The organism is Bacillus sp. ISO11, assembly GCF_003458115.1.
Lineage (GTDB): Bacteria > Bacillota > Bacilli > Bacillales > Bacillaceae_G > Bacillus_A > Bacillus_A cereus.
The window spans coordinates 187,626-211,197 of record NZ_QXCO01000009.1 but is presented as its reverse complement, the minus strand read 5'-3'; the positions used below and the strand labels follow the sequence as shown (position 1 = coordinate 211,197).

Here is a 23,572-nt window from a genome sequence, read left to right as displayed (position 1 = left end):
TATCAAAAGCTAGTTAAAAAGCTAAACCTTGGACAATCCATGTCAAGAAGAGGAAACTGTTGGGATAACGCCCCACAAGAATCATTTTTTGGTCATCTGAAAGATGAAGCTCATATAAAACCTTGCGTGTCCTTTAATGAATTGAAACAAGAGATTAAGAAATATATGACGTATTATAATCATTATAGATATCAATGGAATTTAAAAAAGATGACTCCTGTTGGATACAGAAATCATCTTCTTGATGTTGCCTAACTTTTTTCAAAATGTCCTTTACAAAGGGTACAGATTATTCTACAGGTTCTTTTTATTATAATTGGTTACCTATATCATGGGATAATCACACATAAAAAACGGGACATTACCTAGATGTATGACCTAAATATCGTCCCGTTTACCTACTCTGTATAGTTATTGCAGAATTAAACCTACAATCATAATTAAACTAAATACTATTATCCAACCAAACGCACAATAGCCAAAAATTCTAATCCATTTAGGTAATTGATGCATGTTAATTTTATTTGTGGGAACTCCTTGCATAGAAAACATCATTTTTTGATCTCTATCTCTATTATTTTGTTGTTCATACATACTATCATCACCTTTCCAGAACTATTGCGTTTATAGTATATCAGCCTAAAGAAAATTATGTACAGAATAAGAAGGGATAGCATAAATATTATGTGGTGAATTTTATAAATAAATGCATTTAATTGCCATGGTTCTAAGCGCTAATTCGTTATAAATACTGAAAAAGAGCACTACATAAATAGGACTCATTTTCTTCAAATATTAAGTTGCTGGATATAAATCAGAACCAAGGTAACGTTCTTTTATAATTTGAAGATGATGAAGCTCATGACCAGCAATAATGTATGCTAATGCACGAACTGTAACTTCAGAATTATTCGCATTTCCTCTTTGTGACCAAGCTTCTTTATCTAAGCTTCTAAGTAAATGCAGGGTAGATTGGCGAACAACTATTAAATTCCCAAGAAGATCTTGCATAGATTGCTTATCAAAAGCAGCTCTAAGAACATACATATCATCAAATGAAAAACCTGTTAATAAGTTTATACTTACTATAAAAACAAACAAACTCGTCCTATTTAAAGGAGAGTTTGTTTGTTTTTATGTTTAGATAATGGAATACTCATGCAAAATTGCACACTATGTTCCATATTTTTCATTGAATACTTTATATCTAGTGTTTCAAGAATTTGTTTAACAATATATAGCCCCAAACCATTTCCTCCAGTATTTCGATTTCTTGATTTTTCAATTCGATAAAATGGTTTGAAAATTTGTTGTAAATCTTCATCTTTAATATTGACACCTGTATTTATAATTTGCATTTTGATTTGACCTTGTTTCGAATCCTCACTTAACTTTATATAGACTTTTTCATTATGTGGTGAATACATAACCGCATTGTGTATAATATTTTTACATGCTTTTTCTAAAAGAGCACAATCTGTATAAATAGAAAGGTCAAAATCAATTTCTTTTATTATTTCGATGTTTTTTTGAGAAGCAAAAAATTCGAGATCTTTTGTAATTGTACCTATTAATTTTGAAAGATTAACTTTCTCTACTTTTAGTTTGAAGGTGTGTTGTTCTAATTTCGATACGCTTAAAATTTCACGAACTAATTGTTCCATACTTTCAATAATTTGATGATTCTTCTTTAAATATTGATCGCGATTTTGATAAGGGCCAATATTGTATATCATTCCTTCTAAGTATCCTTTCATTACAGTAAGAGGGGACTTTAATTCATGTGCTACAATCGCAAAAAACTCTCTGCGTTTTGTTTCTATTTCTCTTTCTTTTTCAATATCATTTTTTAATTGTTCATTTGCTTTTTTTAAATCAAACATAGCTTGTTGTAAGTTAATAGACATGTCATTCAAACTATTAGATAATTCTCCTAACTCATCTGTAGAGCGAACCTCAATTTTTTCGGAGAAATCTAAATTTGCCATCTTTTGTGCACCTTCATTAATATAAATAAGTGGCTTCGTAATAAACCTGGAATAAAAATAAGCACTCCCTATACCAATAACGAGCACAATGATACTAATATAGGGGAGAAAGCGTACTAAAACCTGTGAAGCTTCATCAATCGGTTGAAATGTAGCAAAGACTATAAGCGTTAAACTACCATCTTGGAATTGAATTGGTTTCGTAACATTATATGAATTGCTGAGGGTACTTGCATTCTCGAATCGTATTGCTTTAGTAACTACTGTTTTTTGCGTACCACTTTGAATAAAAGAAAATGAAGGAGAGTAAATAATTACTCCTTCTTTATTTTGAAGATAAAGCATCGCATTATTTTTTTTGGCGTATTCATCAAAAAGTGGTATCGCATCTTTAAACGTAAGATTTTTAGACTTATCAATGATTTCGTTTATCCCTGTTTGAAGTTGATCTGTTTTATATTGCTCATAAAACGTAGGGAGAAAGAAGTATAAAGTTAAATAAATCAATACTGCAAAGGATAATAAAATGAGAGATGTAGTCATAAAGAGTTTATAAGTAATTTGCTTCATTTTCATGAGTTTCACAATACTATTCATCAATTTTATAACCAATACCCTTTATTGTTTTAATATAAGGGATAGCTAATTTTTTGCGTAGGTTTTTAATATGTGTATCAATTATTCGTGTTTCTCCAAAATAATCGTAACCCCAGACTTTCTCTACGATATTTTCTCTTGTGAGTACTTTTCTCTCATTTTGAAATAGTAGTTGTAGAATTTCAAACTCTTTTGTCGTTAATATAATTTCAACGTCATTTACATATACTCTATATGCATCCACATCAATACGCACTTCTTTAAATATCAAATGATTATTTACATTTTTATCATAACTTCTTCTAAGTACAGCTTCGACTCGTCTAATCAAAACATGAAATGAAAAGGGCTTTGTTATATAATCATCGATCCCAAGGTCGAATCCTTTCATTTGATCTTCCTCTTCTTCCAACGCAGTTAGCATAATAATTGGTACGTTTGACTGACTTCGAATCATTTTAGAAACTTCAAACCCATTAAGATTGGGCATCATGACATCTAGAAGAATTAAATCAAATGATTGCTTATTAAATTGTGTCATACCCTCTAGTCCATCTGAAGCGACTATCACTGTATAATGCTGCGTCATTAAAAATTGTTTAATTAATTCCTGAATTTCTTGATCGTCCTCTACCACGAGAATATGATAGTTTTTCATAATATCACCTCTGGTAGTCATTATAGCCGTACTATCTGGAGTTTATGTGAAGATACAATAGGAACTTCATAGGACGTTTAACGTATTAGCTTCATTTTCAAGAATGTGTATTCTCCAAAAAAATATGATTAGCCATATTCCTTTTTATGAAAAAATAATTGTATGCTTGAAAAAACTTATCGTATGAAAAGCTGAACGATTTATATTTCTAAAAAACCAATGTATAATATTGGGAACTGCATGTGATTTCTTAAACTGTGTGAACATATACTTTCGCTACTTACTAGAAGGGGAAACGGAAATGAATTTCAATATAAAAAAAGCTAGCGAAATTATAGAGTGTACTTCACAAACTTTAGAGTTTTTTGCTAATTTAGTAAACGATTAAGGTGTGAACTAAGGATTATTTAAATCATGCGAGAAAGGTTGTGAAATTATTTGATGGGTTATAAAGCGATGCTGTTTGATTTAGATGATACATTACTTGATAGGGATAAAGCAGTAGAGGCATTATTTTTAATTGTTTTAGAAAAGTGTTATGAAAATGTAGATGGTGCGGCTAAAAGCAACATGTTACAGAAATTCAAAGAATACGATAAAAGAGAATATGGCATAAGTAATAAAACGACAGTTTTAGAATCATTGTTTGATGAATTCACGCCAAGGTATAGATTGCCACGCAATTACATCCAAGATTTTTGGAATAATAATTTCCCTAGATGTTTTTCAATAGACCAAAATACTATTCATTTCTTAAATCAAATAAAGAAGCACTTTAAAGTTGGAATTATAACAAATGGCTCAACTCAGAGGCAAAAAGCTAAAATATTTAACACGAATTTAAATAGGTATTTTGAAACAATCATTATTTCTGAAGAAGTGGGATTTAGTAAACCTGATAAACGTATATTCGAACTAGCATTAGATAAGCTAAATTTACAACCGGAAAATACTTTATTTGTTGGGGATGACTTAGAAAAGGATATTGCTGGTCCTCAAAATGCAAATATAAAAGGTGTGTGGTTTAACCCTCAGAAAATCAAGAATACTACCAAAATACAACCATATGCCGAGATTAACACTTTGGATAGTTTGTTAAGTTATGTTACTCCACAATATTTTTATAACAAGTAAAAGTAATTCCATATATATATTCAAAAATATAAAAAAAGAGAAACTATCATTAATTTCATTGACCGTATTAGTAATAAAAAAATATATATTTACAACAAAAAATAGAGGCCATTTTAATAGCTGAGGCTAATTTAATCTATGATTAATACGAAGTTTTGTAAAACAATTTTACTCATACTGTATAAATTATAAAGGGGTGGGACTATGGAAATAAAGAAAGTAGTAATCGATGGAATCAATATTGCGGTCATTAGGAACGATAAGGTATTAATATCGGATGTTCAGTCTGCATTAGATACTATGGCAACAGTTCAATATGAGGTAGATGCGAAACATATTATTATCCATAAATCTTTAATAAGTGAAGATTTCTTTGATCTAAAAACACGGCTTGCGGGCGATATCCTTCAAAAGTTTATAAACTACAAGGTAAAGATTGCTATTGTTGGAGATTTCTCTATGTATACTAGTAAAAGCTTAAAAGATTTTATTTATGAATGTAATAAAGGAAAAGATATTTTTTACTTAGCAACTGAACAACAAGCAATTGAAAAACTAAGTACATTAAAGTAATAATTATATCCTGCTAAATTCCCCCATTTCACTTAGTTCATGATTATATACGATATAGAAGAACTGATGTTTGTGGTAAACTAAGAGATGAATAAAGGGGGCGTTTTCTTGAACAATTTTAATGATACGATCCGAGATTTAAACAATATAGTTTACAAACCTAACAATTTAATGATTAAGAATCTAAAAGAAGAAAAGCAAAACGCAGAATATGCAGGATGTTTATTCCACTTAAATAACAAAACCATTCGTTTTAGAAAATCAAAAGTTACTCCTAATAAAATTGGTCAATTTGTTTCTTTTTGGGAGAAAGATGAAAATATGCGAAATAGAGCTTTCTCTTATGAAGCTGCTCCTGATTTATTAGTAATCACTTGTATTGCTGATAACAAACTAGGACAATTTATTTTTCCTAAAGAGATTCTTCTTAAAGAAAAAATATTGAGAACACAAAGTCAAACAGGGAAAATGGCAATGAGAATTTATCCTGTTTGGGATACCACTGTTAGCAATCAAGCTAAAAGGAGCCAAACGTGGCAACTTCACTATTTTGTTGATTTAAGTGATATTAATAATTTGCCTATAGATAAACTATTAAATTTATATTCGTAGCTTTTGATTTGCCCCAAAAAGAAGTAATTACAGAAAAGACATTTGTAATGACGCCTTCTATTAATTTACCTTGTGAATCGTAATTTTTGTACCGGTACAGTTAAATGAAATGTACATTGTTACAGTGCCCCTTAAAATTTACAATCAGCATATATTATTTAAACTTATAAATTTTTAAGGGGTGCTAATTATGACAAGTTTACAAAATCAGCTTTTCACAAGATTAAATCTTAAAAAACGTAATGAAGTAACGTTTGAAGAATTACCTACTATACTCTTTTCATTTGCACACACTATACCATTTGAGAATTTAGATGTTATAGCACGAAATACGAATCAAATCTCTCTGGAAAACTTACGAGAGAAAATTTTAACTAGTTCCCGTGGTGGACTTTGCTACGAATTAAATACTCTTTTTTACTATTTCTTAAGAGACTGTGGCTATGATGTACAACTGGCATTAGGTACGGTTTATAAAAACGATATAAATGCATGGGCACTTGAGGATGGCCATATAACAATTATTTTAACTTATGATAATGTACAGTATTTAATTGATGTAGGTATAGCTTCGTTAGTACCTCTTGTTCCTGTACCTTTTACTGGTAAGTCTGTTTCTTCAAAAAATGGTTCGTACCGGGTGAGACGAAAAGATACGAGTAAGGGAAATTATGTTTTAGAAAGAATAGATACTGATGGAGAATGGAAAGTTTGTCATGCTTTTTATAAACATAATATTGATGAGATAATAGTAAACGATGTTCAAAGAAGAGTGATAGAAGATGAGAAGTCTATTTTTAATAAAGGACCAATTGCAGTAAAGTTGACGAACTCCGGTCATATTTCATTAACGAATACAAGTTTAACTGAAGCTATTCGTGGGGAAAAAACTAAGCATGAAATTACAGAAGATCAATATAAAGAGTTTTTATATACTTTATTTGCTATTAAGTTATGAATAATAAAGATAGCCGGTTCTTATTCAGAAGCGGCTATCTTTATTATTTTTGGTGTAAATGGTTTTCTTCTAATATGTTTCGGAAACTGCGGTATAGTTAGTGTTTTTAATGTTTTCTCAGCTTCTTCATATGTATGAAAAATTGGTTCTTTTCCATCATCCCCTTGTAAAACTAGCCCTTCATCTCGAATTACATATGGCATAAAACCACCCCATCTAGTAAAGAATTATGTTCTTTTGCAGCAGAATAATACGATTTAAAGTTTGATTTTCTTAATACATATAATACACTAGAACAGTACGAAAAAGTATGTACAATGAATTTTGAATGTAAAGGAAGATTATTATGTCAGTTATTGATAAATTGAAACTTAATAAGTATACAAATATGGTCGTTATTAACGAACCAAGTGATTATGACATTTTTACAGGTAAAGAAACTGCATTCTCAAAAGAACACGATGTTATCTTTATATTTGTAGAAACGCTTGATGAAATGGTGAAACAAACGAATTTTATTATTAGTAATAAAGAATTACTAATTGAAAAAGGTTACGTATTCTTCGCATATCCGAAAAAAGGTAATGCTCGTTATAGTACGTTTATTCACCGTGATGAGATGTTTCCGGCATTAAACGTTGGAGAAGATGGTTATGTGGGAGAAAGCGACATTAAATTTGCACGAATGGTAAGTATGGATGAAGTCTTTACTGTTGTAGGTTTAAAACGCGAGAAGAAAAAAACAACGAAAACATCTGCTATGAGTCAATGTGTTGCCGATTATGCAGATCGAATTAAAGATGTTGAAGCATTATTAGCTAATCATCCGAATGAACTTAAGTTTTATCAAAGTTTAACGCCTGGATATCAGAAAGATTGGGCACGTAATCTTTTTTCTGTAAAACAAGAAAAAACACGTGAAAAACGTCTAGAGAAAATGATAGAGATCCTTTCACAAGGCTATAAAACAATTGAATTATTCCGTAAGAAGAAAAAATAATGATTAAGAAAGTCACAATGCTGCAACAATTAATTGTGATGAGTACATTGAAAAAAGCATTCCTTCCATTATACTAAGGAATGTTCTTATATTTATATAATTAGCAAAAGAGAAAAGGTGTTTGAAATGAAATCGTATATTGTAGTTGGATCTGGAATTTTAGGAGCGTCTACTGCTTATCATCTTGCTAAGACAGGTGCGAATGTTACTATCGTGGATCGCCAACAATTAGGACAAGCAACTGATGCAGGAGCAGGTATTGTATGTCCATGGCTATCGCAGCGTCGTAATAAAGCATGGTATAAAATTGTTAAAGGCGGTGCACGTTACTATTCTTCGTTAATTCAACAATTAGAAGAAGACGGTGAAACTGACACAGGATATAATCGTGTAGGTGCAATTAGTTTACATACTGACGAGAAAAAGTTAGATCAAATGGAAGAGCGAGCTTATAAACGACGTGAAGATGCCCCAGAGATTGGTGAAATCACTCGCTTATCAGCTGAAGAAACAAAAAAATTATTCCCAGCATTATCAGACGAATATAGTTCTGTTCATATTAGTGGTGCTGCACGAGTAAATGGAAGATTATTACGCAATGCATTAATAAGTGCTGCGAAAAAACATGGTGCAACTTTCATAAAAGGCGATGCCATATTAGTCCGTGAAGGAAATCATATTACGGGAGTTACAGTAAACGATGAAACAATCTTAGCGGAAAAGGTTATTGTAACTGCAGGCGCATGGGCGAATGAAATCTTGAATCCATTAGGAATTAATTTCTTAGTTACATTCCAAAAAGGACAAATTGTTCATCTGCAAATCGAGAATACAGCAACAGAAAATATGCCAGTTGTTATGCCACCGAACGATCAATATATTTTAACGTTTGACAATGGGCATGTCGTAATTGGTGCAACACATGAGAATGATACTGGTTTCGATCATCGTGTAACAGCAGGTGGTTTACATGAAGTATTCCATAAGGCATTAGCAGTTGCACCTGGCTTAGAAAATGCTACAATGCTTGAAACGAGAGTTGGATTCAGACCATTCACACCAGGATTCTTACCTGTTATCGGACCACTACCTAACTTTGAAGGAATTCTCGTTGCGAATGGATTAGGGGCTTCGGGTTTAACAGCTGGTCCATACCTAGGAGCGGAACTTGCTAAACTAGCGCTCGGACAAACGATTGAATTAGATTTAAATGATTATGATGTTGCTGGCGCAATTGAATAATATAGGGTACTGCTAACATTTAGGAAAAACCATGCTAAACACATTCGACAGGGAATAAGCAGTTTTTCCTCTGTTAAGAGTAAGCCTGTTTATGAAAAATAAAATTCTTTAAACATAGAGGGCCGACATTATAAACCTGCATTAATAATGTAGAATTGTGATGTCGGCTCTTTATTTATATTTATTTAAAACTTATTTTCGAGAGGAGCTTAAGCAATGAGAGCGCCATATCAAGTATTGATATTTCCTTATATAAAAACTGCCGATTCTATTCAATATGCTATTTTCAACCGAAGTGATTATGGTTATTGGCAAGGAATAGCTGGTGGCGGAGAAGACGGTGAGATTCCTATTGAATCAGCAAAACGGGAAGCGTTTGAAGAGGCTGGTATTACAAGAGAATGTCCATATATACAATTAGATTCTGTGTCTTCACTACCAGTAGAGGATGTAGTTAGAGGATTCCTTTGGGGAGAAGAGGTTTATGTAATAAAAGAATTTTCATTTGGAGTTAAAGTCCCTACAAAAAACATATCATTATCTAAAGAACACTTTAATTATAAATGGTTATGCTTTGAGGAAGCAGTAACGCTTTTGAAATGGGATAGCAACAAAACAGCATTGTGGGAATTAAACAAAAGACTATTAAAACAATAAAAGTTTTTGCTAACAAAAATAGTTGTGGAAGAAGAATTGAACCATTAACAAACCCTTGCTACACTTCTAAACAATATTTTATAGATTTGGCATGGGTAATGAACGAAGAGAACTTGCACGAAGAGAACTTGCACGAAGAAAAGCCCTATACAGTTGCCTCTGAAAAAATGAAAATAGTTAGAAATATTTTTATATCGTACGGTTTTTGACTATGAATAACGAAATAAATATTAAGTATTCAACAGTTCAAATAAAACGAGTCAGCTTTTTATTTTAGGAAGAAAGATGACTCGTTTTATGCTAAAATTCGCTTAGTGTATATTTTCGTTAAAATGTGGGTGGGCCCCCTTTTAGCAAAACCGGAGTGGGAATGATGAGTATAAATAGTTTTGTGGGATTGATAAATGACGAATTATTAAAAGAGGTAAGTATAAGAAGTGAGGATGAATTCGAGCCTGTAGTAGTTAAAGATATTCCTAGACTTTGGAAGTGTTTAGGAACAGGTAATTATGCCGCAGTATTCATGCACAAAGAATACAAAGATTGGGTAGTGAAAGTTTACGTGCGAGAAGGAGAAGGAATTGAAAAAGAGTCAGAAGTATACCGAAGAATTGGAGATCATCCTTCTTATTCAAAGCTTATATATAAAGGGGAAAATTTCATAGTATTGAAACGTTTAAAAGAAATTACCTTATACGATGCTATTCATAAGGGTATTAAAATTCCTAAGCAAGTAATACTTGATATTAATGAGGCTTTAGAGTATGCGAGGGAACAAGGGTTAACTCCTTGTGATGTTCACGGGAAAAATGTGATGATGGAAAAAGGAAGGGGATATGTAGTCGATGTATCTGATTTCTTAAAAATAAAAGAAGATAGTAAGTGGAGAGATCTAGAAAAGGCATATTTCACCTTTTATTTTCCTTTCATATATAAATTGCCTTTCCCGGTTAAAATACCGTATTTTATGTTAAACATTGTTAGGCGTTCGTATAGAAAATATAAGAAGCTTAAAAAGAACTTCAAATTATAAAAGGACCATATATGTTCCTGAAAACGAGTTAAATTCACATAAATAACTCTAGAAAAATTTCAAATTTTGTTTAGGGGCTATTTCAAGACCTTAGCTTGCTGGGCATATGGTGTTACCTCAAAAAATAAAAAGATTAGGAGTAAATCCTAATCTTTTTATTTATACATATTTTTGTTAGTTATATCACTATCAATTCCAAAACGGGACATTTTGAATAAATGAAACCGTCAAAATAAGTGTTGATGCGGAACCAGCAGTTACTAAAGTTACTATTTTTCGTCCATTCTGTTCTTTTGAAGGTTTTATAAGTTCTGTAATTAACACAATCCATATTATGATAGATACTATTGAAATAATATTTATAGACATATGTAACACATCCCTTCGTGTTTTTACATAAATATTTCTTCTTTTATAAAATAAAAGCAATTTAACAAGAAAATATGTAACGCATTAAAAATCAATATTTTTCTGTTAAACCACCTTTTTTAAATAGAAATACGACTGATAAAACGATAACAACAGCCTTCAAACTGCCCCAATATGGATAAATAGCATGATCTGTTAGACTAGCATGCTGAAAAATATTCTCTAAACCGAAAATTCCTATCATGACTGCTAAAAGAAATGAAGCTGATCCATACGTCCCTTTACGATAGAGGGTAAATAAATAGACTGTGAAAATCAGTGGTAAGATGATTTGTAGTACGATTATCATAGTTCGTCCCCCAGATTATTTATAATTATATTATATACAAAATTGTAATAAAAAGGAATGCGACTTATTTGATACTAACAGAACTACTCTAATCATATTCTTCTATAAAAAAGAAGAAAAAGGGGTGTACAGTTAATTGACAAAAGTTAAAGTTAGTTTACGACCCATTGTTCATAACGTAAATTTACCAACTGTATTGAAAACAACGATACTTCCAGGTGAATCGACCGAAAGACTATTTATCGCAACTCAATTAGGGGAGATTTTTTACATAGGGGACGGAGTTATAAAGACATTTTTAGATATTCGTCACCTAATTATTAAATTAGGTACATTTGAAGAAGGTGTTTCTAGTAGCGGTTATGATGAACGCGGATTGCTTGGACTTGCGTTCCATCCACAATTTTATCAAAATGGGTTATTTTATCTTCATTATTCAGTAGCTGGAACTCAAGGGCCAGGTGCATTTTCTGAGCAATTTAAACCGAATCCTTGTGACCCTAAAACGTTAAATTTAAAGTGGTTTAATAGAAATACGCAATATGATCACATTGATACAGTGGAAGAATGGACTTTACAATCTAATGGTCAAGCTCAAAAACGACGAACATTACTGAATGTAAGAAGACCATTTTTTAATCATAACGGAGTCAATAGTTTAAACTTTTCACCTGAGACTGGAAAACTTGTTTTTACAAATGGAGATGGCGGATCAGGTTATGATCCATTTAATTTAAGCCAAGATGATTTAGAAATAGCAGGAAAAATAATTGAAATCGATGTAAGTAAAAATACATTTATAAATAACCCTCCTGTAGTTACACGCTTTAATGAACTTCCTTTATCTATACAAGAAACACTTACAGTAATTGCAAAAGGAGTACGTAATATAACTGGCATTTCATTTCAAAGGTTTTATAATCAATATATCAAATACGCCGGAAATGTCGGACAAGATATTGTAGAGTCTATTTTTTCATTTGTTCAATATAAACCTATACCGGTAACAGAACTTGTTCAAATGCATTTTATGAGGTTAACTCTCAATCAAGATGGGTTTATCAATTTTGGGTGGCGAGGATGGGAAGGGGATTTGCCTACTTCTTTTATACGACATTGCTCTGAGAATCAGACTTTGGATGAGAGAACAATGGTTTATTATGATGAAACAATACAAACTTCAGTGAAGCGTATTCTGCCTCTACTTAGTTATTTTCATAAAGATTCTAGAACAGATAAGTTTGGAGGAACTTCACTTACAGGAGTTCAGCCATATATGGGAAATGCAATTCCAAATTTAACAGGTAGCGTTGTTTTTACTGACCTTGCCAAGAAAGGAGAATCTCAGTCTCCAATTAAGGGTGTTTTAGCCTATACTAGAGCAGGTACAGACGGTAAACATGCTGACTTTCATGCTATTGAAACCAATTATGATTTTGGTACGCAACCAGCTTATTATATGAGTTTAGGAACAAATTCGGATCAAACTAAATTATATTTAGGAGTTTACAGTTCTATGAAAGTAACTGATTTTAACAAAGGTACCATTTTTGAAATTATTCCTTGATACGATATAAATTCTCAGTTTAAAAACATAAAGAGTTTATTCTGCTTCCAAAACGCACAACTTGACTTGTCCCCCTAAACATCTTCAATCTATAAGTATCTATTTTATATAGTGATTTATAACTAGTAGAAAGCAACTCATAAACCATAAGTGTATGAATAATATAGAAAGTAATGAATGTGGTATCTTTAGGGGGTATTTTAATGAATTGGTTTGTACGTTATTGGTATCAACTGATGATAGAACATGATACGAGCTTTGTTCATAAAAGAAAATTGTCCCTTGCGAATAAGTTAGTACTTACAGCTTTGATGAGTGCATTGACCACCATGTTTCAAGCAGCTGGGAACTTAGTTCCTGGTATAGGTTTGCTCATTAGTCCATTTTCGACATTACCGATTTTTTTTGCTATTTTCTATTCTATTCGTGAGGGAATACTTTCTTATATTCTTACTATTTTTCTATTATTTATTATTGAGCCCAGTGAACTAATTGTCTTTCCTTTTACTACAGGCTTATTAGGTCTAGCCTTAGGAGTATCCTTTTTAAAATTAAAGAGGAGAATTTGGATTGTTTCTTTTTCAGCAACTTGTCTACTTATAGGTATTATGATTGTTCTCGATGTTTTCCACTTTCCGGTACTTGGTCCTGCTGTTCATACAACTATGGATATAAAAATTATTTTATCAATATTTATAATGAGCTTTCTATACTGTTGGATTTATGCAGGTTTTTGCAGAATAATGATGAATAGATTATATAAAGTGTTGTATTGACAATGGCATAATGAGGATTGGAGATTGAATTCATGACTAACGTTGCAGTTAGAAGACCGAATTTGAATGATGTAGATGAACTATATTTATTTTTCCGTATAGTTATTACGAATACATACAAAGATGAAGGATTGTCACAATTATTAGATGACATAGAAAATGAAATTAACTCAAAAAAGCAGTATTTGAAAAGTGACTTTGATAGTAACGGAGAAAGTCGTTACTTTTTATTAGCAATTGATACAAGTAACGATAAAATCATTGGAACAATCGAAATCGGTCCAGCAAGTACATTGATTAATAGTTGTACAGGTGGTGTACTTAAAAATTTGTATGAAATAGGAACTGTATTCATACTTCCGGAGTATCAGAGAAAGGGAATAGGGAGTTTATTACTACATACAATGTTTCTTACATTACTTAGCAGAGGGATAACAGAATATTGTTTAGATAGTGGATATAAAAATGCGCAAAGTATATGGATGAAAAAGTTTGGAAAACCTAGCTATGTATTGAAAGATTACTGGGGAGAATCCAGTGATCATATGATTTGGAAGAAAAGTTTACATGATACACCTATAATATTTGAATTATAAAATGAAATATGCCTCTGAACATAGCTTTTCTTACTTATGTATGCTATTATTTATCTTTATAATAAAAGAGGACGTGAATGAACTTGATTAAAATTAATATTCCTGAAGCTGATGTTTCAATTACTGAACGTAAACAAGTTATTAAAGGAGACGAGCCAATCATTACTCCAATTAATGGATTTATTGATTTCCACTTGTTCCCTAGAGATAAAGGCGGCATTTTTATGTTTTACAATATTAATGACGAACTTCTTTTCGTAGGTAAAGCTCGTAAAATTAGACAACGTATTAAGAAGCATTTTGAAGATAATGTTTCACCAATTAAAAATCACCGTGATGAAGTATACCGCATTGATGCATGTATCGTAGAAGATCCAACAGAAAGAGAAATTTACGAAACATATATCATTAATGAATACAAAGCGAAATATAACGTTGATAAAGTATTCTACAAATAATCAACATTAATAAAAAGCAATCCTAGCTAATATGCAAGGATTGTTTTTTATTTAGATTTATTCTTCATATCTTTCTCCTTTTTTCAAATGATTAGCAGCAACAAAACAGATTACACCTATAAATATAAGTACAATACCAACCGTTTTATGTTTTCCCTCAAAGAAAGGAATATCTGAAATAACATTTGTCATACATAGTCCTAAAAATACAAGGATAGGGCCCACCCAAAGTAATACATTACCGAATTTTGTGTGCTTCCACATAATAACCCTCCTTAACCCTCTTTACATATATATCCATAAATAAAAAGTAAATTCATAGAGAAATATAGTTTTTTTCATATCGAAAATTTAACCCTCATATATTGGTACAAGCAAAAGAGAAAGGAGACCATCATGAATTGGTTAGAAGCTTTCATACTAGGTATAATTCAAGGTTTAACAGAATTTTTACCAATCAGTAGTACCGGACATCTTTATTTAGGAAGGCATTTGTTCCGATTAGATGAGGCTGGCTTATTTTTAGATACGATGCTGCATATTGGGACTTTACTTGCGGTTTTTATTTATTACAAAAAAGAATTTATATATTTAATTAAAAACCCATTTTCAAAGCTCATGTTATTACTTATCGTTGGGACAATACCCGCAGTTGTAATTGGTTTATTGTTTAAAGACTTCTTTGAAGATATTTCAAAAACAGGAATCACGATCGGTTGGGAGTTTTTAGTGACCGGATTCTTTCTCTACATGGCAGATAAACAAAAGAATGGTCGTAAAAAAATGGATGACATAACATATAAAGACGCATTAATTATCGGTTCATTTCAAGCTGCTGCTATTTTTCCAGCCATTTCCCGTTCTGGAATGACAATTGTCGCTGCATTATGGAGAAAATTAGACCGTGAAACTGCTGCTTACTTTTCTTTTTTACTATCGACACCAGCCATCGTTGGAGCTATCATTTTGCAATTTGTAGACGTTTTTCAAGGGAAAGCAGAATCTATTTCTAGTACATCTTTAATTGTCGGAACGTTATCAGCAGCGTTTTTTGGATACATAGCCGTTTCATGGATGATTCAATATTTAAAACGTCACTCCTTAAAAGTATTCGCGTATTACGTATGGGGATTAGGTATTTTAATTTTAATGTTGCAATTTACTGATGTATTTTAAGTATAATGATAAAGAAGTTAATTAGTTTAAGATCCTGTTTCATTCATACAAGGCAGGATCTCTTTTTATTAAGGGGGAAAATATGTTTAATAAGGCTATCGTTATTGGTGGAAGTATGGCAGGAAAGTTTGCAGCAAAAGCATTATCAACTTCTTTTAAAGAAGTAATCATTATAGAAGCTGATGAAAGGTGGGATGGAAAGTCTTCGAGAAAAAGAGTTCCACAAAGTAATCATCCTCACGTGTTATTAAAAGGTGGAGAAAACGCAATTGAAGAATTGTTTCCTAATATTACGAATGAATTAATAGAAGCGGGTAGTATTATAAACAACTTTACGCGTGATTTGAAATGGCATCAATTCGGTCTATGGAAACAACCGTTCATAGGGGAAGTACATATGATTCAACAAAGTCGTCCTTTGCTAGAATGGCATATTCAAAAACGAATACATCAAATTTCAAATATTACTATTAAATATGAAACATTGGTTAAAGGGTTATTGGTAGATGCAAAGCTTAACAAAGTGTGTGGAGTAAAAGTTAAATATTTAGAGACAAACACACAAGAAGAAGTTCATGCGGATCTTGTAGTTGATGCGAGTGGGTTTGGCTCAAAAAGTATAGAGTGGCTACGAGAATACGAAATTAAAGTACAAGAAGAGAAAGTTCGTATTGATTTATTTTACGCAACGAAAATGTTCAAACTTAAAGAAAATGAGGAGTTAGACTGTTGTAATATGCTAATGTCTCCTAGTTTCCCTGATAACCCTTATGGCGTTCTTATTCAAACGATAGAAGATAATCGTTATTTTGTTACTTTTAGTGGATACGCAAATGAGAAAGCACCACAAACAGATGATGAGTTTTATGATTTTGCTGAAAATCTATCAATTTCTAATGTTACAGACTTCTTAAATAAGGCTGAAGGAATTACTGATATAAAGACATACAAAATTCCTTATCAAGTACGCCGGCGATTTGATTTAGTGAATAATGTACCAGAAGGATTATTAGTTATTGGAGATGCGCAATGTCGTTTTGATCCCGTTTTCGGCCAAGGCGTATCAGTTGCTGCTATGGAGGCTCACCAATTACAATTACTTTTGCAAGATAGAAAACAACTTGATAAAACATTTACACAACAATTTTATAAAAAGGCAGCTACTATAATAGAAACTCCTTGGGATATGACAACAACAGAAATATCACGTCACCCGCAACTAAAGAGAGAATTAACTACAAAACAAAAATTTCAACTATGGTATACGAAGCAAATATATCGACTATCCGCAAGTAATTCTGATGTTTATATTCGGTTAGTACGAGTGATGAATTTAATTCGTAGTCCATTTCATCTCTTTCATCCGAAAGTGCTACTATCTGTATTACTTAATCGAAAGAAATAGCAGGAATATAATTGATTAAAAAAGAATGTATAACAGTTAGTAAATCAAGAAGGAGAATACGGGATGGAAATATACATAGAGCAACTAAAGAAACAAGATGCTAAGGATTTATTTACGTTTGAACTTACAAATAAATCTTTTTTTGAAACAATGGTACCAAATCGTGGCTCGAAATATTTTGAATTTGAATATTTCCAAAAACTACTAGACGATTTATTAATTGAACAGGCAGATGGAGATTCTTATTTTTATTTAATTCGTAATGAAGAAAAAGAAATTGTAGGGCGAATCAATTTAGTAGATATAGATACGGAAACTCGAATTAGTTCGCTCGGGTATCGTGTCGGAGAAAAATTCACTAAAAAAGGAGTTGCAACAGCAGCCGTAAAATTAATTTTAGATGTAGCGGAAAATAATGAAATTACTGAAGTTTATGCTAAAACAACGACTAATAATCTCGCATCACAAATTGTACTAGAAAAAAGCGGATTTTCTTCTTATCAAAACGAATCAGATATAACATCTGTAGAATTAAATGGAGAACATGTGAAGTTTGTACACTATATTTGGAGAAATACTTCACACTTATAATAAGGAGGACTTATTCATGAATGATTTACGTTATCCAATTGGCCAATTTACATACAAACGTCCTATAACTGAAGAAATGATTGATACATGGATTCAAGAAATTGAAGATTTACCTAATGAACTAACAAGGGCAATTAAAGATTTAGATCAGAAGCAGTTAGATACACCATATCGCGTTGGAGGTTGGACTGTACGTCAAGTAGTTCATCACGTCGTTGATAGCCATATGAATAGCTACATACGCTTTAAATTAGCACTGACAGAAAAGAATCCAACTATTAAGCCGTATAAAGAAGAGAAATGGGCAGAGTTACCTGATTCAAAATTACCGGTAGATGTTTCACTAGTAATGCTAGATTCATTACATAAAAGATGGGTTAATCTTTTATATTCTCTAGAAATTGAAGATTTAGAAAAGACATTTAACCATCCTGAAACTGGTGAAACAAAACTTGCTGTTGCAATAGGACTATATGCATGGCATGGTCGTCACCATACCGCTCATATTACTTCTTTAAGAAAGCGTCTAAATTGGTAACATGGAGATTATATTAGAAAAGGTGACAGAAACTGATGCAGAAGTTATATTTCAAATGCAAATAGACTCATTTAGCTCTTTATTACATAAATATAAAGACTATGAAACAAATCCAGCAAATGAAACTATTGAAAAAACTATTTTTAGAATAAATAATCCCAGCAGTAATTTTTATAAGGTGATAATAGATTCGAAACTTGTTGGAGCGATATGTATATCCGCAAAAGAACTACCTTATAAATTTTGGATTAGTCCAATGTTTATTCATCCAATCTATCAAGGGAAAGGAATTGCTCAGAAGGTACTTATTTTAATTGAAGAAATGTTTCCAGAAGCACGAAGTTTTGAACTTGCTACGATTTTAGAAGAAGAAAGAAATTGTTTTCTATACGAGAAAATGGGGTATAAAAGAACAGAAGTAATAAAGAAATTAAATGATAAAACTACACTTGTTTATTACAAAAAAGAAAGGTAAAGCATTTAAAATACGCTTTACCTTTTTATGTTATTTTAGATTAAATATACAAAAATAATGTATGTTCTTCCAAAATACTCGGGTTAGTAATTTCGAAAATGAATAAAGATACAAAAAACACTACTTTGTCGTAAAGGTTACTAGCGCTTTTTGAATGCTTAAAATACTATCGTCACCTTTAAATTCTTTCGTAATTGGTTCCTCCATACTAGACACCCAAATTTTAAGTTCTGCATCTAAATCAAAATGCCCAGCCGTTTCGATGCTATATTGTGTAATACTTTTATAAGGAATAGAATGGTATTCTGTTTTTTTGCCAGTTACTCCTTGTTTATCTACTAATATAAGACGACGATTTGTAAATACGATTAGATCACGAATTAATTTATAAGCATGCTCTACTTTTTCATCGTCTAGCATAATCTTCTCTAAATCACGTTCTACACTTTCAGAACTCGTATTTGATGCATTTCCTAAAATACCGCTAAATAAACCCATATTAAATTCCTCCTTTAATATATGTGGAATGAATTACTTATATTGTAACATGTTACTCACAAAGATATTATCACATTACTTTAGTAGTTTCTGGTTATTGTTGTAATTAGTTTATATAACCTCATCTTAAAATCTTATGCTAATATGAAATTAAGAAAAAAGAAGCAGAGGGATATAGAATGAAGAATATCGGTTTAGTATTAGAGGGCGGAGGAATGAAAGGTTTATATACTGCAGGTGTACTCGAATATTTCATGGAAAAGAACTTATTCTTTCCATATGTAGTCGGCGTATCAGCTGGAGCCTGTATGGGAGCAACCTATTTGTCGCGTCAACAAGGGAAAAATAAGAAAGTAAATACAGAACTAGTATCAGATTACAGGTATATATCTTATCGAAATTTAATTCGAAAACGTGAATTATTTGGAATGGACTTTTTATTTGATGAAGTACCTAATAAAATTGTTCCATTTGATTTTCAAACTTTCTTAAACTGTAATGAACAATTTGTTATAGGGACGACTGATTGCGAATCAGGACAAGCTGTTTATTATAATAAAACAGAACATGGAAATGATATTTTAAAAATCATCCGTGCATCCAGCTCTGTGCCGTTTATAGCACCTGCTGTAGAATATGATAATCGAAAATTACTAGATGGAGGAATTATAGATCCTATACCAGTTTTAAAAGCTCAAACTGATGGTTATGAAAAGAACGTTGTAATTATGACAAAGCCAGAAGGATACGAGAAGCAGCGAAATAAATTTTCAGGCCTAGCTAAAATTTTATATAGAAAATATCCGAAAATCGCAGAGAATTTAGTAGACCATTATCGTTTTTATAACGAGACGATATCTTATATGAATCAAGAAGAACAAAAAGATAATTTTTATGTAATTCAACCAAGTGTACAGCTTCCTATAAGCGGAATAGAAAGAAATAAGGAAAAGCTCGTTAATTTATATAATCTTGGGTATATCGATGCTCAATATCATTATGAAAACTTATTAAATTGGCTAGAGAAATAAAGGGGTGGTAGGTAAAAAGGTTATTTTTAATGAATTGCAGAACATGCCTAGTCCACTGTATAAACCGTTTCCGAATTGTGACATTCGAAAAATAAGAAAAGATTTTAATAATACGTTTACAGAAGATGATTGTATAAGCGCTGATTTAAATTATTATTAGATGCATACAGCAGGTACTTTAAGTTACGTGCTTAATAATAATGAACAGGAGATTGTGTTTAATCAAATTAAGTGGCTAAGAAAATCGTTTTTTGAGTGGTTTCCGCAATATCGTTTTCTAGAAACAGAGATTATGAATTATCCCATTTTATATAGAGATTTCATGAATTATGAAAAGACCCGTAAGCTATTACTTTATTATCTTACTGAACAAAAAACGTACAAGTGATGCTGCTTGTACGTTTTTTGTTCATAAAATATACAATATTAACACCTTGTCCATGTAGGTATTTTAACGAGAAAAAAGAAGTACATATAGAATATGTAAGAGGGAGGAGATAGAAGCTTGTTAGCTGTTTTCCTTTCAATTCATGTCCAACTCAAATATTTCAAGTAAAATTCGCTTCTAAATGGTATTATCAAATATCAAGAAAACTAATTTAGAAACGAAGAAGGGACAGGTTTAATATGGAAAACGTATCAAATGTAGATAAAGTAGAATCTATACAGTCTTTACAGTCAACAATCCGTAAACTTGAAAATGCACTATCTCAGATGACTCAAAAAGGTGCAAATACTACATTAGTGAAAAAAAGACTCAAAGCAGCTAGTATCGGCTTAGCTATGTTAGAAAGTATTTGGAATCAAGAAACCCATCATTACACCCAAGAGGATTTAGCAGACGCTCGAAATGTTCTAATTGGTTTGTTGCCATCAATTGAAAAGATTTATGTTAAGTCAAAGCTTGGGAGTCCTCAAAGAACACTGTTAGAAAGAAGAATAAAATCATTGGAACTTTCTATTCAAGCAATTGATCATCTTTCTAATCAATAACTTCTCTAAACACATAACTTACGACTACTTTTATATAGGGATTCTAATGAAAAAATTACATATAGAATACTACAAAGGAGAAAGAGAGGTGATGGAGAAGGTACCAATAAAGCGTCTGTGTTAAAAATAGGTATGGACGTGCAGTATAGCAGTCGTTTTCCTTCAAATGATTATCCATCCGGAAAGATTGAAACATATTCTTTTTATAGTTCGATTTTAAATAACACACGTAAAATTCATATTTATACGCCTCATGATTATTCTCACACTTCACATCTTCAAGAACTTCTCATTGTATTTGATGGGAATTCATTCATTCATAACCTTCCAATCGCAAAAACACTTAATTATTTAATTTACAAAAATGAAATCCCATCTTGTATTGCTGTTGCTATAGATCCTGTCGATCGATTAGAAGAGCTAACTTATAATGATAAAATGAATGCATTTTTCAAGGAGGAATTACTTCCGTGGTGTGCATCAAGAAGCAAAACATACAACAATTGCTGGTTTCAGTCTTGGTGGCTTAGCAGCTTTTTATGCAACACTTCAAAATCCACATGTTTTCGGAAATGTGTTGTCAATGTCTGGATCCGTACATTGGAAAAAAGATGATTATGAAAATGCAATTCCTTGGATTGAAAATCAAATTTAATCAATAGATTCAAATGCGACTCATCTCTATTCTTACATAGCAGTAGGAGAACTTGAAAACAAACCTCTTTTAACGGCTAATAGACGTCTGTATAAAGCTTTAAAAGAAAAGGAATACCAAATTACTTATGAAGAGTTTCAAGGCGGTCATGATAGCGTGTGGTGGCGAGAAAAGCTATTCGAAGGATTAAGGGCATTGAATTTTACAAAAACGACACTAAAAAATAAAAAGGAGAGAGAAGCTATGAATCAAGAAGAACTAGATAAAAAACTAAAAAAGCAAGAGATTTTAGTAAAAGATGAGAAAGTTTGGTCGTATACGTATGAGGATCATATTAGTTCTATCGTTAAACAAGCAGAACAGAAAGGAGCTTTTGATAATTTACCTGGTAAAGGTAAACCTCTTAATCTCGATAAAGATCTTTCTTACAATCCTGAAAAACAACTTTATAGAACTTTAGCAAATAATCATGTTTTACCAAGGTGGATTGAGCTTTCAAAAGAAATTGACGATTTAAAAGAAAGACTAAAAGAAAATACAAATGCGGCAGAAACAGCGGATTTAATTCGAACTATTAATAAAAAGGTTTTAGAACACAATTTACTTTGTCCACCAAGTGCGCAAAAAACGAGGGTGAAAACGGACTTTTAACAATTTTTCACAAAGCTATTTCTTGCTATATAATTAAGTAAGGCATTTTCAATTCATTACTAAAGGGAGGCAAATGTGATGAAGAATACGTATCAACTTCAAATTCCGACAGAACTAGAGCAGTATCGTAGTATTTTAGAAGAAAGTATAAAACCGTATGTTAAAGTGTCTGGAACATTAGCAGAGACAACACTTTTTGAGAGTAAGTTTGGTGGTTATCCGTATTTACCTATAGATCAAGAGCATCCTAAAGACTCAAATGGACAACCTATGATGCTACTTGCGCAGTTAAACTTTGAAGAAATTCCGCATGTTGAATATATGCCTCAAAAGGGAATGTTACAGTTTTTCGTAAGTGCTGATGATGAGCTTTATGGAGCAGATTTTGATCATCCAACAATCCAAAAAGACTTTCGAATTATTTATCATTCTACAATTATAGAAGATTTAAATAAGGTAATTACTGATTTTAGTTATTTAAACACTTTAGAATTAGAAGACTTTATCATACCTGAAGCAGCAAAACTGAATTTTGAGTTAGCTTATCAACCAGTAACACCAAGAGATTATCGATTTGAAATGATTTTTAGTGATAACATTGATTGGGAAGAAATTGTTGATGAAGAAAATAATACAGAATTAGGCGAACTGTATGATGATTTATGTAAAGATCAAGGACATAAAATTGGTGGATATCCATTTTTCACACAGACAGATCCGAGAGAATGGGAAGAAAAATACCAGCAACATGACATATTATTGCTGCAAATTGATACAGACGATTCATTAAATATTATGTGGGGCGATTCTGGGGTTGCTAATTTCTTTATACGTAAGGAAGAGCTGTTAAATCTAGATTTTTCCAATGTCATTTACAATTGGGATTGTTACTAGAAGATATAAATAAAATAATAGCAAATAAAAAATCTTCTTGAAGGTGAGGAGGATTTTTTTTATGTTAAAAATAAGCGTTATGTTAACTAGGATAAGAA

30 protein-coding genes and 3 pseudogenes are annotated in these 23,572 nt (G+C 31.6%); 24 read left to right on the top strand and 9 right to left on the bottom strand.

Translation table 11 applies throughout. The features are described from left to right. Positions 1-255: IS3 family transposase (locus tag D1166_RS12810; protein WP_165851663.1), on the top strand; the 255-nt coding region annotated here is incomplete at its 5' end. Between the two features lie 156 nt (positions 256-411). Here D1166_RS12810 and D1166_RS12805 read toward each other — a convergent pair. The 4 genes and pseudogenes from D1166_RS12805 to D1166_RS12790 form a co-directional block, all read right to left on the bottom strand. Further along, entirely contained in the window at positions 412-594 is a 183-nt protein-coding gene (locus D1166_RS12805; protein ID WP_000273232.1) for a hypothetical protein, read from the bottom strand. Positions 595-795: 201 nt separating this feature from the next. Next, positions 796-1,071: pseudogene (locus tag D1166_RS12800) on the bottom strand (DinB family protein); the annotation flags it as partial. A gap of 41 nt (positions 1,072-1,112) precedes the next feature. Further along, positions 1,113-2,564, bottom strand: coding sequence for a sensor histidine kinase (locus tag D1166_RS12795; RefSeq protein WP_097861998.1), 1,452 nt, complete (start codon positions 2,562-2,564; stop codon positions 1,113-1,115). A 13-nt stretch (positions 2,565-2,577) separates the two neighbouring features. Continuing rightward, positions 2,578-3,243: a response regulator transcription factor gene (locus tag D1166_RS12790; RefSeq protein WP_000800726.1), complete on the bottom strand. Its 666-nt coding sequence runs from the start codon at positions 3,241-3,243 to the stop codon at positions 2,578-2,580. A 441-nt stretch (positions 3,244-3,684) separates the two neighbouring features. Between D1166_RS12790 and D1166_RS12785 the strand changes: the two genes are divergently transcribed. The 4 genes from D1166_RS12785 to D1166_RS12770 all read left to right on the top strand — a co-directional run bounded on the left by D1166_RS12785 (position 3,685) and on the right by D1166_RS12770 (position 6,520). Beyond that, positions 3,685-4,377: an HAD family hydrolase gene (locus D1166_RS12785; RefSeq protein WP_000540714.1), complete on the top strand. Its 693-nt coding sequence runs from the start codon at positions 3,685-3,687 to the stop codon at positions 4,375-4,377. Positions 4,378-4,581: 204 nt separating this feature from the next. Continuing rightward, complete coding sequence (locus D1166_RS12780) at positions 4,582-4,950, top strand: DUF4180 domain-containing protein (RefSeq protein WP_000403462.1); 369 nt, start codon at positions 4,582-4,584, stop codon at positions 4,948-4,950. Between the two features lie 108 nt (positions 4,951-5,058). Further along, positions 5,059-5,562: a MepB family protein gene (locus tag D1166_RS12775; protein WP_118043327.1), complete on the top strand. Its 504-nt coding sequence runs from the start codon at positions 5,059-5,061 to the stop codon at positions 5,560-5,562. A 190-nt stretch (positions 5,563-5,752) separates the two neighbouring features. Beyond that, entirely contained in the window at positions 5,753-6,520 is a 768-nt protein-coding gene (locus D1166_RS12770) for an arylamine N-acetyltransferase family protein (protein WP_000202805.1), read from the top strand. Positions 6,521-6,540: 20 nt separating this feature from the next. Here D1166_RS12770 and D1166_RS12765 read toward each other — a convergent pair whose 3' ends face one another. Beyond that, the gene (locus tag D1166_RS12765; RefSeq protein ID WP_001147161.1) at positions 6,541-6,723 is read right to left on the bottom strand and encodes a hypothetical protein; all 183 of its coding nucleotides are present in this window, start codon (positions 6,721-6,723) and stop codon (positions 6,541-6,543) included. A gap of 143 nt (positions 6,724-6,866) precedes the next feature. Between D1166_RS12765 and D1166_RS12760 the strand changes: the two genes are divergently transcribed. The 4 genes from D1166_RS12760 (at position 6,867) to D1166_RS12740 (ending at position 10,452) form a co-directional block, all read left to right on the top strand. Further along, positions 6,867-7,520 carry a YdeI/OmpD-associated family protein gene (locus D1166_RS12760; protein WP_097856657.1) on the top strand — a complete coding sequence of 218 codons (654 nt, stop codon included), beginning with the start codon at positions 6,867-6,869 and terminating at the stop codon, positions 7,518-7,520. 126 nt (positions 7,521-7,646) lie between these two features. Continuing rightward, entirely contained in the window at positions 7,647-8,762 is a 1,116-nt protein-coding gene (locus D1166_RS12755; protein WP_097856661.1) for an NAD(P)/FAD-dependent oxidoreductase, read from the top strand. Between the two features lie 216 nt (positions 8,763-8,978). Further along, positions 8,979-9,419 carry an NUDIX hydrolase gene (locus D1166_RS12750; protein WP_001202587.1) on the top strand — a complete coding sequence of 147 codons (441 nt, stop codon included), beginning with the start codon at positions 8,979-8,981 and terminating at the stop codon, positions 9,417-9,419. Between the two features lie 373 nt (positions 9,420-9,792). After that, complete coding sequence (locus tag D1166_RS12740; protein WP_000026533.1) at positions 9,793-10,452, top strand: protein kinase family protein; 660 nt, start codon at positions 9,793-9,795, stop codon at positions 10,450-10,452. Between the two features lie 189 nt (positions 10,453-10,641). On the opposite strand, the gene D1166_RS12735 is transcribed toward D1166_RS12740, so the two are convergent. Next, positions 10,642-10,821 (bottom strand): hypothetical protein, encoded by a 180-nt coding sequence (locus tag D1166_RS12735; RefSeq protein ID WP_000026326.1) that lies wholly within the window; start codon positions 10,819-10,821, stop codon positions 10,642-10,644. A 91-nt stretch (positions 10,822-10,912) separates the two neighbouring features. After that, positions 10,913-11,170: a hypothetical protein gene (locus D1166_RS12730; RefSeq protein WP_000587708.1), complete on the bottom strand. Its 258-nt coding sequence runs from the start codon at positions 11,168-11,170 to the stop codon at positions 10,913-10,915. Between the two features lie 136 nt (positions 11,171-11,306). Between D1166_RS12730 and D1166_RS12725 the strand changes: the two genes are divergently transcribed. From D1166_RS12725 to D1166_RS12710, 4 genes are all read left to right on the top strand, one after another. Next, entirely contained in the window at positions 11,307-12,737 is a 1,431-nt protein-coding gene (locus D1166_RS12725) for a PQQ-dependent sugar dehydrogenase (protein ID WP_087875423.1), read from the top strand. A 203-nt stretch (positions 12,738-12,940) separates the two neighbouring features. After that, a complete protein-coding gene (locus D1166_RS12720) occupies positions 12,941-13,513 on the top strand; it encodes a YybS family protein (protein WP_033690230.1) in 573 nt (190 codons plus the stop codon). 32 nt (positions 13,514-13,545) lie between these two features. Further along, positions 13,546-14,109: a GNAT family N-acetyltransferase gene (locus D1166_RS12715; protein ID WP_000185958.1), complete on the top strand. Its 564-nt coding sequence runs from the start codon at positions 13,546-13,548 to the stop codon at positions 14,107-14,109. A 77-nt stretch (positions 14,110-14,186) separates the two neighbouring features. Further along, positions 14,187-14,567 carry a nucleotide excision repair endonuclease gene (locus tag D1166_RS12710; protein WP_001048941.1) on the top strand — a complete coding sequence of 127 codons (381 nt, stop codon included), beginning with the start codon at positions 14,187-14,189 and terminating at the stop codon, positions 14,565-14,567. A gap of 57 nt (positions 14,568-14,624) precedes the next feature. On the opposite strand, the gene D1166_RS12705 is transcribed toward D1166_RS12710, so the two are convergent. Continuing rightward, positions 14,625-14,831: a hypothetical protein gene (locus D1166_RS12705; RefSeq protein ID WP_000265477.1), complete on the bottom strand. Its 207-nt coding sequence runs from the start codon at positions 14,829-14,831 to the stop codon at positions 14,625-14,627. Positions 14,832-14,963: 132 nt separating this feature from the next. Here D1166_RS12705 and D1166_RS12700 point away from each other — a divergent pair, with 132 nt between their 5' ends. The 5 genes from D1166_RS12700 to D1166_RS12680 all read left to right on the top strand — a co-directional run bounded on the left by D1166_RS12700 (position 14,964) and on the right by D1166_RS12680 (position 18,752). Further along, positions 14,964-15,743 (top strand): undecaprenyl-diphosphate phosphatase, encoded by a 780-nt coding sequence (locus D1166_RS12700; RefSeq protein WP_001104298.1) that lies wholly within the window; start codon positions 14,964-14,966, stop codon positions 15,741-15,743. 82 nt (positions 15,744-15,825) lie between these two features. After that, positions 15,826-17,148: an FAD-dependent oxidoreductase gene (locus D1166_RS12695; RefSeq protein ID WP_000482044.1), complete on the top strand. Its 1,323-nt coding sequence runs from the start codon at positions 15,826-15,828 to the stop codon at positions 17,146-17,148. 63 nt (positions 17,149-17,211) lie between these two features. Next, on the top strand, positions 17,212-17,739 hold the full coding sequence (locus tag D1166_RS12690) for a GNAT family N-acetyltransferase (RefSeq protein ID WP_000409239.1): 528 nt from the start codon (positions 17,212-17,214) through the stop codon (positions 17,737-17,739). Between the two features lie 16 nt (positions 17,740-17,755). Beyond that, positions 17,756-18,277, top strand: a complete 522-nt coding sequence (locus tag D1166_RS12685; protein WP_000999082.1) for a YfiT family bacillithiol transferase — start codon at positions 17,756-17,758, stop codon at positions 18,275-18,277. A gap of 1 nt (position 18,278) precedes the next feature. After that, the gene (locus tag D1166_RS12680) at positions 18,279-18,752 is read left to right on the top strand and encodes a GNAT family N-acetyltransferase (RefSeq protein WP_002005126.1); all 474 of its coding nucleotides are present in this window, start codon (positions 18,279-18,281) and stop codon (positions 18,750-18,752) included. Between the two features lie 120 nt (positions 18,753-18,872). On the opposite strand, the gene D1166_RS12675 is transcribed toward D1166_RS12680, so the two are convergent. Next, positions 18,873-19,250, bottom strand: coding sequence for a PH domain-containing protein (locus tag D1166_RS12675; RefSeq protein WP_000522476.1), 378 nt, complete (start codon positions 19,248-19,250; stop codon positions 18,873-18,875). Positions 19,251-19,429: 179 nt separating this feature from the next. Here D1166_RS12675 and D1166_RS12670 point away from each other — a divergent pair, with 179 nt between their 5' ends. The 6 genes and pseudogenes from D1166_RS12670 (at position 19,430) to D1166_RS12650 (ending at position 23,474) form a co-directional block, all read left to right on the top strand. Then, the gene (locus tag D1166_RS12670; RefSeq protein WP_097856659.1) at positions 19,430-20,281 is read left to right on the top strand and encodes a patatin-like phospholipase family protein; all 852 of its coding nucleotides are present in this window, start codon (positions 19,430-19,432) and stop codon (positions 20,279-20,281) included. Positions 20,282-20,285: 4 nt separating this feature from the next. Then, positions 20,286-20,669: pseudogene (locus D1166_RS12665) on the top strand (YxiJ-like family protein). Positions 20,670-20,908: 239 nt separating this feature from the next. Then, positions 20,909-21,274, top strand: coding sequence for a hypothetical protein (locus D1166_RS12660; protein WP_000432685.1), 366 nt, complete (start codon positions 20,909-20,911; stop codon positions 21,272-21,274). A 132-nt stretch (positions 21,275-21,406) separates the two neighbouring features. After that, positions 21,407-21,929 (top strand): annotated as a pseudogene (locus tag D1166_RS31780) (alpha/beta hydrolase). Positions 21,930-22,172: 243 nt separating this feature from the next. Next, positions 22,173-22,580 (top strand): DnaJ family domain-containing protein, encoded by a 408-nt coding sequence (locus D1166_RS31775; protein WP_240523661.1) that lies wholly within the window; start codon positions 22,173-22,175, stop codon positions 22,578-22,580. Positions 22,581-22,658: 78 nt separating this feature from the next. Then, positions 22,659-23,474: a YwqG family protein gene (locus D1166_RS12650; RefSeq protein WP_000799821.1), complete on the top strand. Its 816-nt coding sequence runs from the start codon at positions 22,659-22,661 to the stop codon at positions 23,472-23,474. Positions 23,475-23,572 lie beyond the last annotated feature (98 nt).